13 protein-coding genes are annotated in these 12,013 nt (G+C 73.6%); 8 read left to right on the top strand and 5 right to left on the bottom strand.

The annotated features are described in order from the left end of the window. Positions 1-86 precede the first annotated feature (86 nt). Positions 87-695 (top strand): hypothetical protein, encoded by a 609-nt coding sequence (locus QYS60_RS12320; protein ID WP_054375003.1) that lies wholly within the window; start codon positions 87-89, stop codon positions 693-695. Between the two features lie 10 nt (positions 696-705). Here QYS60_RS12320 and QYS60_RS12315 read toward each other — a convergent pair whose 3' ends face one another. Next, entirely contained in the window at positions 706-1,038 is a 333-nt protein-coding gene (locus tag QYS60_RS12315; RefSeq protein WP_371383293.1) for a hypothetical protein, read from the bottom strand. 207 nt (positions 1,039-1,245) lie between these two features. Here QYS60_RS12315 and QYS60_RS12310 point away from each other — a divergent pair, with 207 nt between their 5' ends. The 7 genes from QYS60_RS12310 to QYS60_RS12280 all read left to right on the top strand — a co-directional run bounded on the left by QYS60_RS12310 (position 1,246) and on the right by QYS60_RS12280 (position 7,385). Continuing rightward, positions 1,246-1,584 carry an RNA polymerase-binding protein RbpA gene (locus tag QYS60_RS12310; protein WP_003937243.1) on the top strand — a complete coding sequence of 113 codons (339 nt, stop codon included), beginning with the start codon at positions 1,246-1,248 and terminating at the stop codon, positions 1,582-1,584. 260 nt (positions 1,585-1,844) lie between these two features. Further along, positions 1,845-2,210, top strand: a complete 366-nt coding sequence (locus QYS60_RS12305) for a chorismate mutase (RefSeq protein ID WP_371383292.1) — start codon at positions 1,845-1,847, stop codon at positions 2,208-2,210. An 8-nt stretch (positions 2,211-2,218) separates the two neighbouring features. Further along, a complete protein-coding gene (gene pabB / locus QYS60_RS12300; protein ID WP_371383291.1) occupies positions 2,219-4,318 on the top strand; it encodes an aminodeoxychorismate synthase component I in 2,100 nt (699 codons plus the stop codon). Continuing rightward, entirely contained in the window at positions 4,315-5,223 is a 909-nt protein-coding gene (locus tag QYS60_RS12295; protein WP_371383290.1) for a prephenate dehydrogenase dimerization domain-containing protein, read from the top strand. The genes pabB and QYS60_RS12295 overlap by 4 nt, the downstream gene beginning before the upstream one ends. Beyond that, a complete protein-coding gene (locus QYS60_RS12290; protein WP_371383289.1) occupies positions 5,210-6,190 on the top strand; it encodes a diiron oxygenase in 981 nt (326 codons plus the stop codon). The genes QYS60_RS12295 and QYS60_RS12290 overlap by 14 nt, the downstream gene beginning before the upstream one ends. Positions 6,191-6,299: 109 nt before the next feature. Beyond that, positions 6,300-6,797 carry a hypothetical protein gene (locus QYS60_RS12285; RefSeq protein WP_371383288.1) on the top strand — a complete coding sequence of 166 codons (498 nt, stop codon included), beginning with the start codon at positions 6,300-6,302 and terminating at the stop codon, positions 6,795-6,797. Between the two features lie 162 nt (positions 6,798-6,959). Next, positions 6,960-7,385, top strand: a complete 426-nt coding sequence (locus QYS60_RS12280; RefSeq protein WP_003937237.1) for an Hsp20/alpha crystallin family protein — start codon at positions 6,960-6,962, stop codon at positions 7,383-7,385. Between the two features lie 60 nt (positions 7,386-7,445). Here QYS60_RS12280 and QYS60_RS12275 read toward each other — a convergent pair whose 3' ends face one another. From QYS60_RS12275 to QYS60_RS12260, 4 genes are read right to left on the bottom strand one after another with little or no spacing between them, the layout of a single operon-like run. Next, a complete protein-coding gene (locus tag QYS60_RS12275) occupies positions 7,446-8,225 on the bottom strand; it encodes a polyprenol monophosphomannose synthase (RefSeq protein WP_371383287.1) in 780 nt (259 codons plus the stop codon). 35 nt (positions 8,226-8,260) lie between these two features. Next, positions 8,261-9,838, bottom strand: coding sequence for an apolipoprotein N-acyltransferase (lnt, locus tag QYS60_RS12270; protein ID WP_371383286.1), 1,578 nt, complete (start codon positions 9,836-9,838; stop codon positions 8,261-8,263). Then, a complete protein-coding gene (locus QYS60_RS12265; protein WP_371383285.1) occupies positions 9,835-11,445 on the bottom strand; it encodes an amidohydrolase in 1,611 nt (536 codons plus the stop codon). The genes lnt and QYS60_RS12265 overlap by 4 nt, the downstream gene beginning before the upstream one ends. A gap of 19 nt (positions 11,446-11,464) precedes the next feature. Continuing rightward, complete coding sequence (locus QYS60_RS12260; RefSeq protein ID WP_371383284.1) at positions 11,465-11,989, bottom strand: FxsA family protein; 525 nt, start codon at positions 11,987-11,989, stop codon at positions 11,465-11,467. Between the last annotated feature and the right edge of the window lie 24 nt (positions 11,990-12,013).

Raw genomic sequence — 12,013 nt, 5'->3', positions numbered from 1 at the left:
AAACGGCCCGCGCCGGCCCCGGCCCCCCCTATTGTCGAGCCGACCACGCCGTCGCCCGTGCCCGTCCCATCCTCGAGGAGCTCTGGATGCAGCAGCGCCGATGGACCGTTCGTTCGCTCACCGCCGCGGCCGCGGTCGCTGCGGCGGTGGCCGTGCCCGCTCACGCCGTCGCGGAACCCGACCCCCCGGGGCTGCCGCCGGACGCGTTGCGCGCCGCCGCGGCCGCGGAGTCCCCCGAGGCGCTGCGGGCGGTGGAGTCGCTGCTCGACGCGGCCCGCACCCCGGCGTTGTTCGAGCCGCCCCCGCGCAACACCCCGCAGCCGTTCATGCAGCCCGCCCCCACGTTCGGGCTCGGCTGCGGCGGCGGTTTCACCCCGTACGCGATGACCACCGGCTGGGCCCAGCCGGGCCCCAACGCGGTGCCCCCGGTGCAGATCGGCCAGCTGAAGATCTTCGTCTCCCCCACGATCCCCACCCTGCCCGCGCGGGCCGACCTGAAGTTCGTGTGGCTGAACATGGAGAACTTCCGAGGCGGCGTGGACACCCTCGACGACACCGTGGGCGGGGTGCCGCAGCTGTCGAAGACCCTCGATACCGGCACCGGCCCGGTGCTGTCGGCGCTGTTCGGATCCGTGCAGTACGTCGACGGCACCTTCTGCCAGGTGGTGTACACGATGGGAGCGTTCTTCGCCTGAGGCGGCCGGCTCAGCGGAGCCGTTCGGCGGCGCGGGCCAGGCGCACCAGCTCGTCGCACAGGGCCGCCAGTTCCGCCGGACCGGCGCCCTCACCCACCGCGGTCGCGACGTCCTCGGCCGCGCACCGCACCTCGAAGGCACGGTCGGCGACGGCGCTCGCCTCCTCGGCGGTCAGGACCACCGCGTCCTCCGGCAGGCCCGCTTCCCGGGTGAGGGTGCGCTGTTCGTAGGCCCGCTGGCGGCACGACCGGCGGCAATAGCGGCGGCGCCGCCCGAGCGGGGCGTCGGCGACCGGACGGCCACACCAGAGGCAGTTCTCCGGTTCACGGGTACGTCCGATCATGGCCGCACACCCTACCGCCCGCCGGAGCCACCGCGGCCGGGGCGGTAGACTCACCCGCGCCCACGACCGCGGGGCGGTCGGGAACCGATTCGACCGCGTGTGCGTTGACAGAAGTGGCCGGCATCCGCCGATGTCGACCGCACTGTGGACGCGCGTTCGCCCCGGAGGCGAGCGCACCGGGCGGAGCACACAAGAGAGGACACCACCATGGCAGATCGTGTACTGCGAGGCAGCCGGCTCGGGGCGGTGAGCTACGAGACCGACCGTGACCACGATCTGGCGCCGCGGCGGATCGCCCGCTACCGCTGTGACAACGGCGAGGAGTTCGACGTTCCGTTCGCCGACGAGGCGGAGATCCCCGGCACCTGGATCTGCAAGAACGGCCTGGAAGGCACCCTGGTCGAGGGCGCGGCACCGGAGGCGAAGAAGGTCAAGCCGCCGCGCACCCACTGGGACATGCTGCTCGAACGCCGCTCCATCGACGAGCTCGACGAGCTGCTCAAGGAGCGTCTCGAACTGCTCAAGACCAAGCGGCGCGGCGCCTGACACCGGGTCGACCGGTACGCACGAGGCCGCCCCCGGGATCCGTCCCGGGGGCGGCCTCGTGCGTACCGAGGGGGCGGTGCGCGTCCTGCCGCGTCGGCCGTGTTGCACGCACGGCACAAATAGATCAAACGCCGACAGCGGCTCCGCCCGCGTGTCATCATGATCGAACACCGGCCGGATTCTCGGACCGGCGACCTCGGACGACGCGAAACGGAATGACCCCCTGGGGTTTCGGGACGCGGTACAGGGGGCGAAACGCAATGGACAACAGCAACGACCACCCGGCGGTCGCCACCGCCGAATCCGCACCGGACCACCTGCTCGACGGGCTGCGCACCGAACTCGACCGGGTCGATGCCCGGCTCCTCGACACCGTCCGCGACCGGCTGCGCATCTGTGCCCGCATCGCGCACCTGAAACAGCGGCATGCCATCCCGATGCTGCAGCCGGGCCGGATGCAGGTCGTGCATGCCCGCGCCGAGTCCTACGCGCACCGCAACGACATGTCGCCGGAATTCCTGCATTCGTTGTACGCGCTGCTCATCGCGGAGGCGTGCCGGGTCGAGGACCTCATCATCGACGGTCCCGGCGCGGCACCGGCCGAACTGCGCGAGACCCGGACCTGAGACCGGTCATGGCCGCGCCGCCGCCCCCCGGTTCGATCCGCACCCTGCTGATCGACAACTACGACTCGTTCACCTACAACCTCTACAGCCTGCTCGCCGAGGTCAACGGTGTCCCGCCCACGGTCGTCAGCAACGACACCCCGTGGGAGTCGCTGGATCTGGACCGGTTCGACAACATCGTCGTCTCCCCCGGGCCGGGCCGCCCCGACCGGGCCCGCGACTTCGGTATCAGCTCGCACGCCCTGCTCGACTCCGGTCTGCCCGTGCTCGGGGTGTGCCTCGGTCATCAGGGCCTGTGCAACCTGTTCGGCAGCGAGGTGGTGCGGGCACCGCAGCCGGTGCACGGCCGGCTGTCACGGATCCGGCACACCGGCACCGGACTGTTCGCCGGCATTCCCTCCCCGTTCGCGGCGGTGCGCTACCACTCGCTGGTCGTCGACCGGGTGCCCGACGACCTCGAGGCCGTCGCCTGGACCGAGGACGGGCTCCTCATGGGGGTCGCCCACCGGACCCGGCCGCTGTGGGGGGTGCAGTTCCACCCCGAGTCGATCTGCACCGAATACGGCCGCGAGCTGCTGGCGAACTTCCGCGACGCGACCCCGGCCCGGCCGCACCCCCCCGAGCCGGTCCCGCCGCCCGCGCCGCCGGCACCGCCGCCCGCGCTGATCCTCGAAAGCCGCCGGATCGACCACCACCCGGACCCGCAGCGGGTGTTCGAGACGCTGTTCGCCGACGGCCCGCACAGCTTCTGGCTCGACGGCAGCGCCGCCACCGAACCGAACTCGCGGTTCTCCATCCTCGGGGACGGGTCGGGTCCGCGCGCCGAGTTCGTCACCTACAGCGTCGCCGAGACCCTGGTGCGGGAACAGCGCGCCGGGCACCCGACCGCCGAGTTCCACACCACCTTCTTCGACCACGTCGACCGCCGCCTCGCCGAGCGCACGGTCGCCCGGCGCGCCGACCTGCCGTTCGCGTTCGCCCTGGGCTACGTGGGCTATCTGGGGTACGAACTCAAGGCCGACACCGGCGGGCAGCTCGTGCACACCTCCCCCATCGCGGACGCGGCGATGGTCTTCGCCGACCGCGCCGTGGTCCTCGACCACGAGACACGCTGCTGCTACCTGCTGGCGCTGAGCGAGCGGGCCGGGGAGCCGGCCACGACCGCATGGTTCGACGCGACCGCTGCCGTGCTCGAGTCCCTGGCCGAGTCCGCCGCGGCGCCGGTCGCGGCCCCGCTGGTGCGGGCGGAGCAGGATCCGCGGGTGCGGTTGCGGCACGAGCCGCAGCGCTACCTCGAGCTGATCGCCCAGTCGATCGCCGAGATCCGCAGCGGCGAGACGTACGAGGTGTGCCTGACCAATGCGGCGACCGTGGAGCGCCGTGTCGATCCGCTGCGCACCTACGAGACGCTGCGCGAACTGAGCCCGACCCCGTACAGTGCCCTGCTGCGGTTCCCCGAGGTGTCGGTGCTCAGTGCCTCGCCGGAGCGGTTCCTGCGGATCGGCCCGGACGGGGTGGTCGAATCCAAGCCGATCAAGGGCACCCGGCCACGCGGCACCACCGAGGACGCGGACCGGGCGTTGCGGCAGAGCCTGCTCGACAGCGAGAAGGACCGGTCGGAGAACCTGATGATCGTCGACCTGGTGCGCAACGACCTGTCGCGGGTGTGCGTACCCGGCTCGGTGCACGTGCCGAAGCTGTTCGACGTCGAGACGTACGCGGCGGTGCACCAGCTGGTCTCCACGGTGCGGGGGACGTTGCGTCCGGATGCGACCGCGGTGGACTGCGTGCGGGCCGCCTTCCCGGGAGGATCGATGACCGGGGCGCCGAAGCTGCGCACCATGGAGATCATCGACAAGCTCGAGGACGGCCCCCGCGGTGTGTACTCGGGTGCGCTGGGCTACCTGTCCCCGACGGGAGCGGCGGACCTGTCGATCGTCATCCGCACCATGGTCGCCACCGAACACGAGGTGGGCTTCGGCATCGGCGGCGCCATCGTCGCGTTGTCGGACCCGGCGGACGAACTCGAGGAAACGATGGTCAAGGCGGTGGCGATGCGCCGCACCCTGTCGATGAACGACCCCGCCGAGGACGGTCCCCCCGCGTGAGCGACACGACCGGCCTCGTCGTGGTCGTCGGCGGTGCCGGCGCGGTCGGCCGGATGCTGGGTGAGGCGCTGCGCCGCGACGGCGCCGCCGTGCTGGTGGTCGACCCGGCCGCCGGCGACGATCCCGGTGCACTGCGCGACGATGTCACCGCCCCCACCGCGGTCGTGCGGGACGCGGTGCGGTGCGCGTCGATGCTGGTGCTGGCCGTGCCCGAGGCCACGGCGCTGGCGGCCGCCGCCCGGCTCGGTCCGCTGCTGTCGCCGGACGCGGTGCTGGTGGAGACGCTGTCGGTGAAGTCGGCGTGGGCGCGGGCGGGACGCGAGCGGGGGTGGCCTGCGCAGTGTGTCGGACTGAACCCGATGTTCGCGCCGGCGCTGGGTATGGCGGGGCGGCCGGTGGCCGCGGTCGAGTACCGGCCCGGCCCGGCCGTCGACGCGCTGCTCGCGGCGCTGGACCGGTGGGGGGCGCGGGTGGTGCGGATGACGGCGGACGACCACGACCGGGTCGCGGCGGCCACCCAGGCGGCCACGCACGCGGCCGTTCTGTCGTTCGGGCTGGCGTTGGGGCGGCTGGGGGTGCCCCCGTCCGTGGCGGCCGCGACCGCCCCGCCGCCCCACGTGCTGCTGCGGGCGTTGCTGGCGCGGATCGCCGGCGGCGCCCCCGAGGTGTATCTCGACGTGCAGGCCGGCAATCCGCACGCGGCGGCCGCCCGGTCGGCGCTGCGGGCCTCCCTCGACGAGCTCGAGGCGGTGGTCGAGACCGGATCGGTGGCCGGGTTCGCGGACCTGCTGGAGCGGGCGGGAACGCCGCTGGGGGCGGACACCGACCGGTACCGTGAGCTGTGTGCGGAACTGTTCGCGGAGCTGACGCACGAGGAAACGGAGAGCCGTCATGGCCGAGCCTGAACTGCCCGCCTCGCAGGGTCCGCTGCTCGCGCCCGCGCTGCCCGACCACGATCCGCACGACGTCGTCGAGAGCGCCGTCGTGCGGGGGCTGGCCCGGTCGTGGGGGCGGCGCGCCACGGTGAAGAAGAGTGAACCGGATCTGGACGAGCTGTTCGATCCGGGCCGGCTGGATTTCCCGGACGAGCTCGTGCCGTTCCACGCCCACCCCGGGTACCGCGCCCTGGACGAGGAGCACCGGGCCCGGCTGCGCGGCTGGGGCTGGATTGCGTACAACAAAAATGTCATGGACATCGAGCAGTACGTGGTCAACCCCGGTTTCGCGCTGATCACGACGGACTTCTTCGAGGTCGGACCGTCGGACACCGTGACCACGGGCGTGCTGCAGGCGATGGTCGACGAGCAGTACCACACCCTCATGCACCTGAACGCGAGCGCGGTGATCCGCCGCCGCCGCGGCTGGCGCATGCCCGAGTCGGCGCTGCCCCCGTGCCGGACGGTGCGCGAGCACCGGGCGGCGGTGGCGGCGGCGCCGGATCCGCGGGCACAGGCGTTGGTCCGGTTGGCGTTCACCACCGTCGCCGAGACCTCCATCAGCGCGTTCCTCGGTCTGATGACCGAGGATGCGGACCTGCAGCCGGTCAACCGCACGACGGTGGCGCTGCACCGGCGGGACGAACTCAGTCACGCCTCCCTCGCCGCGGAACTGCTGAAGATGGTGTTCACCGAGCTCGGGCCCGGCGACCGGGCGCAGCTGCTCGCGGCCCTGGCTGCGGGAATCGAGGCGTTCACCGGCTCGGATCTGGGCACCTGGGCGGCCGTCGTGGACGCGGAGCGCGTTCCGGGTGGGCGGGAGATGCTCGCGGACGTGGCCGCGGCGCCCCCGCGGCGGGTGGTGCAGGACTGCAGTGCGATCCGCCGGTTGTGCGCCGAACTGGGCGTCGCGGACGAGCTGCCCGTCACCTGGTAGAACGATCGATATCGAACGAACGATTCGAACGTTCGGAATGATGCCCGAGTCGTGATCCGGCGTCGTCCCTCGAACGTTCGAGGCGGGTTCGCCCTGGTAATCTGCGGTGGTGAGCGATGCATCCCCGTCGCCCGGCACACCGATCGGGGAAACCCCCGCGACGGGCGGCCGCCGCAAGCAGTACGCCAACAGCGCCGAACGTGCGCGCGCCTGGCGCGAACGCCAGCGCCGGACCGCCACCCCGGCACCACCGGCTGCGACCCCCGACCCACCCCGGCCGGCGCCCCAGTCGCCGCCCGAGCGCGCGGACACCCGCCTCGGCGCCGTCCCGGATCCGCCCCGCACGGCCGGCCCCGGGGCGGTGGACCTCGCGGCGAGCCGGCTGCGCACCGAACGCGACGAGGCACTGCGCTCGGCCGCCGAGGCCTGGCAGCGGGTGGCCGAACTCGAGGCCGATCTCGCGATGGTGCGGGCCGAACTGGCCGACGAGCGGGCCACCCAGCTGCGCGAGGCGCGGGTCCACATCGCCGAGCTGCGGATGCAGGTCGCGGAACTGCGGCGCGAACGCGGCCGACCCGACCCGGACCCGGCCGACGAACGTTCGTAGCCTGCGTCCGGTGAGTGCGAACGATCGTTTGGATAACGTCCCGGGTGCGAACGTTCGGGGTGCGGGGGGTCGGGACTTCCGGCCCTGTCGGTTGCGCCCCGCACAGAGTCGAATGGACACGGAACCACCTTCCGTGGATCCGCTTCCAGGAGAGGAGCAGACATGTCCACTGTGCCAGCGCGCCGTTCCCGTTCGGTGTTCCCGGACCTGTCCGAGTTCTTCGACGCCTTCCCCTTCGCCGGTCTACGTCCCGCTCTCGGCGGCAACCTCATCCGGGTCGAGGACCGTGTCGAGAACGGCCGGTACGTCGTGCGGGCCGAGCTGCCCGGCCTCGACCCGGAGAAGGACATCGACGTCTCGATCAACGCCGGACAGCTCGAGATCACGGCCGAACGGACCGAGGAGAAATCCGAGGGGGGACGCTCGGAGTTCCACTACGGCTCGTTCCGGCGTTCGGTGACCCTGCCGCCGGGTGCGAAGGACGACGACGTCGAGGCGTCCTACGCCAAGGGCATCCTCACCGTCTCGATCGGTCTGGCCGAACAGCAGGAGGCCGGGAAGAAGATCGAGGTCAAGAACGCCGAATGAGCCCCGGCGCCCGAATCGGGGTGGCCGGTCGTCGACCGTCCACCCCCGCCCGCGCGCGGCTCAGCGGCGCAGCAGGCCGCGCAGTTTCGCCCACCGGTTGCGCACGCCCCACACGGTGACCTTGATCAGGGCCTCCTGCACGATGCTGCCGCTCATCTTCGATTCGCCGATGATCCGCTCGGTGAAGGTGATCGGCACCTCGGCGACCGTGAACCCGGCCTGCACGGCCCGCCAGGCGAGGTCGACCTGGAAGCAGTAGCCGTGCGAGGCGACCGCGGCGAGATCGAGGTGCTCGAGCACCTCACGCCGGTAGGCGCGGTAGCCGCCGGTGATGTCGTGGATCCGCACCCCCAGCGCGAGCCGCGAGTAGATGTTGCCGCCGCGGGAGAGCACCTCCCGATGCCACGGCCAGTTCACGACCGTGCCGCCGGGCACGTACCGCGAGCCGAGCACCAGGTCGGCGCCCGCGTCGATCTCCTCGAGCAGCAGGTGCAGCTGCTCGGGGGCGTGGCTGCCGTCGGCGTCCATCTCCACCAGCACGGTGTAGCCACGCTCGAGTCCCCATCGGAAACCGGCGATGTAGGCGGCCCCGAGACCGTTCTTCTCGGTGCGGTGCATCACGTGGATGCGGCCCTCGCTCGCCGCGGCGAGACGATCGGCGACGTCTCCGGTGCCGTCCGGGCTGCCGTCGTCGACGATCAGCACGTGCGTGTGCGGCAGCGCGGCGTGCAACCGGCCGACGATCAGGCCGATGTTGTCACGTTCGTTGTACGTCGGGATGATCACCAGGGTCCGGGCGCTCGGCGCGCTGTCGTTCCCGGCCGGCGTCGCCGCTGCCATCGAAGGTCCTTCCTGTCGCACCGGCCGGCGGCCGGTCATCTCGCGGTGCCGGCTGCGGCCGGCACGGTGGTGCTCCGCCCGCGTGTGCGCACCAGCGCCACGCCGACGGCGGCGACGGCCCCGACGCAGAGCACGAGCTCCGGGATCGGTCCGAGCCGAGTAGCCAGCGTAGCCGTCGTGCGCAGCGGCACCTGCGCCACCAGTACCTCGGGCACGAACAGGGCGCTGCGCGCGGTGACCGTGCCGTCGGCCGCGACCACGGCGCTGACCCCGCTGGTGGCGGCCACCACCACGGCGCGGCCGTGCTCGACGGCCCGCACCCGGGACATCGCCAGCTGCTGGTAGGTCATCTCCGTGTCACCGAACGTGGCGTTGTTGGTGGGCACAGCCAGCAGCTGCGCGCCGGCGCGCACCGAGTCCCGCAGGGCCCGGTCGAACGCCACCTCGTAGCACGTGGCCACCCCGATCGGGATGCCGGCGGCGTGGACGGTGCCGTCGCCGCTGCCCGGCACGAAGTGCCCGGCCCGATCGGCGTATTCGGAGAACAGCCGGAAGAACGAGCGGTACGGCAGGTACTCGCCGAACGGCTGGATGATGCGTTTGTCGTGCCGCTCCCCCGGCCCGGTCGCCGGATCCCACACGATCACCGAGTTGGTCGTGGTGCCGTCCCCGTTGACCAGCACGGCGCCCACCAGGATCGGGGCGCCGACCGCGGCCGCCGCGGCGCCGATGTCGGCGGCGGCGTCGCGGTTGCGCAACGGGTCGATGTCGGAGGCGTTCTCCGGCCAGATCACCACGTCCGGGCGCGGCGCGGTGCCTGCCCGCACCCGATCGGCCAGCTCGAAGGTGCGCGCCACGTGGTTGTTCAGCACGGCCTTGCGCTGGGCGTTGAAGTCCAGACCGAGCCGCGGCACGCTGCCCTGGATCGCGGCGACCGTCACGGTGCGCTCGCCCGACTCGGGGGCGGGCAGCGCCGGCCAGGTCGCCAGGGCGAGCAGCGGCGCGGCGACGGTCGTTGCCGCGGCCCGCAGCAGCGGTGACTTCTCCCGGTGCCCGCGGGCGTAACGCAGCCCGGCCCGCGCGCACGCCCACAGCCCCGTGCCGGTCAGCGCCACCGCGAACGACACCAGTGGCGCACCGCCGACCGCGGCGAGACCGACCAGCGGCCCGTCCGGCTGCCCGAACGCGAGCCGGCCCCAGGGGAACCCTCCGAAGGGCACGCTCGCCCGCAGGTACTCGGTCAGGCTCCAGCCGGCCGCGATCCACACCGGTGCCCCCGGCAGGGCCCGCACCTGCACCGCGACCACCCCGAACAGGCCGACGAAGACCGCCTCGGCGGCGGCGAGCGCCAGCCACGGCACCGGGCCCACGTACTCCCCGACCCACGGCAGCAGCGGCACGAAGAATCCCAGGCCGGCGAGACAGCCGTAGCCGAAACCGGCACGGCGGCGCAGCGCCGGCGCCCCCAGCACCCCGGTGAGCAGGGCGATGCCCAGCGGCGCGAGGAACCACAGCGGACGCGGCGGGAAGCTCGCGAACAACAGCAGCCCCGCCGTGACGGCGGCGACGCTGCGGACCACCACCGGCCGGGCGGCGGCGCGCGCGCCGATCACCGGGCGTACACGACGCGGCCGCGGTGCACGCTGCGCAGCAGCACCGGGTCGGGCGTGCCCGGCTCGAGGTTCGGCAGCGGCGCCACCCGCGACCGCGGGTCGGTGGACCAGCGCTGCACACTGTCCTTCGGTGCGCTGACCACGAGTTCGCCCGCGTCCCAGACCGCGTACGACGCGGGTGCCCCGGGATCGAGGGTGCCGGCGATTCCGTCCCGCACCCCGCCGGCGCGCCACGCCCCACGGGTGGCGGCGGCGAACGCGGCGCGGGGGGAGATCCCGCTGCCCGGGGTGCGGTGGTGCACGGCGGCGCGCAGCATCGGCCACGGCCGGGCCGCGGTGACCGGCGCGTCCGAGCCGAACGCGAGGGACATGCCGGTCGCGGCGAGCGGGGCGAACGGGTTGAGGCCGGCGGCGCGGCCGGCGCCGAGGCGGGTGGCGTAGAGCCGGTCCGGTCCGCCCCACAGCGCGTCGAAGCTCGGTTGCATGCTGGCGATCACACCCCAGCTGCCGAGCCGCTCGCCCTGCGCGGCGGTGACCATCTCGAGGTGTTCGAGCCGGTGTCCGCGGGCCGCGACGGCCGGGCCGCCGAGGTCGGCGGCGACCGCGGCGAACGCCTGCACCGCGGCGTCGACGGCGGCGTCGCCGATGACGTGGAAGCCGGCCTGGATGCCGGCTTCGGTGCAGGCCCGCAGGTGCGCGGCCATCTGTTCGACGGTGAGGTAGGCGGTGCCGCAACAGCCGGGGCGGTCGGTGTACGGCGCGGTGAGCCACGCGGTGTGGGAGCCGAGGGCGCCGTCGACGAACAGGTCGCCCCCGAGGGCGTGCCCGCCGGTGGCGGTGAGCAGCGCCCGGGCCTGCTCGGCGGTGGTGACGGCCTCTCCCCAGTAGCCGCGGACCTGCACCCCGTGGTCGGTGGCGAGCAGTTCGGCGAAGTCGTCGCGGCCGGCGATGTCCGGCCCGCCGCACTCGTGCACGGCGACGATGCCGTGGGCCGCGTAGTCGTCGAGGGCGGCGGCCCGGGCCCGGGCCCGCTCGTCCGGGGTGAGCAGGGCGCGGGCGGCGGCGCGGACCGCGTGGTGCGCGGCCGCGGTCAGCGGCCGCTGCGGGTGGTAGCCGTCGAGTCCGGCGAGGTCGGCGGCGGCGCGCAGCGCGGTGGAGGCGGCCGCGGAGTGGGCGTCGACGCGGGTGAGGTAGACGGCGCGGCCGGGGGCGGCGGCGTCGAGGTCGTCGGTGGTGGGGGCGGCGGGGTCCGGCCAGCGGGTCTCGTCCCAGCCGTGCCCCCACACCACGGCGCCGGCGTGACGGGCGGCGTGGTCGCGCACCCGGTGCAGCGCCTCGTCGCGGGACCGGGTGCCGGACAGGTCGAGACCGGTCAGGGCCAGGCCGTGCGCGGTGACGTGCACGTGGGTGTCGACGAAGGCGGGTGCGACGAACGCCCCGCCGAGATCGACGATCTCGGCGTCCGGATGCAGGGCGCGGCCGGGCCGGTCCTCCCCCACCCACACGATCTGCCCGTCGGTGACGGCCATCGAGGTGGCGTCGGGGGCGCTGGCGCTGTAGATGCGGCCGCCGACGAGAAGCTGAGTGCGCGGTGCGGGGGACTTCACGGCTACCCAGTGTGCCCCGCTACGGCAGGCGCGGACGGTGCGGGGGGTCGACGATCTCGCCCTCGAGCACGGTCCCGGTCCCGGAGGCGGGGCTGTCGAGGCGGGCCGGGCCGACCACGGTGTGCTCGACGACCTCGCCGTCGACGATCACGACGCGCTCCCCGCGGAAGGTGCCGCCCCGGGCGACGGAGGCGGCGACCCGGCGGGCGGCCAGCGCCCGCACCAGCGGGCGCAGCAGCGCGCGGGTCGGGGGCAGCAGCAGCAGGATCCCCGCGGCGCTGGTCACCGGTCCGGGTACGAGCACGAGCCCGGCCCCGACACCGACCAGCGCGCCGTCGGTCAAGGCCCGGTCCGCGCCGGTGGCGCTGCGGACCCGGCCCAGGTTCTGCAGGGCACGCCGGCCCTGCGCGGCGAGCACCAGGTACCCGAGGACGCTCACCCCGAGGAACACCAGGATGGTCGTGCCGATGCCCAGGGTGGACCCGAGCCACGCCAGCGCCCCGATCTCGACGACGACGTAGGCCAGGAACAGCAGCGCGATCATGGGGTGATCCTTCCAGCTGCCGGG

It is taken from the genome of Rhodococcus sp. GXMU-t2271 (genome assembly GCF_041414735.1).
In the GTDB taxonomy this organism is placed as follows: Bacteria; Actinomycetota; Actinomycetes; order Mycobacteriales; family Mycobacteriaceae; genus Rhodococcus; species Rhodococcus indonesiensis.
This window is presented reverse-complemented; position numbering and strand designations above follow the sequence as displayed.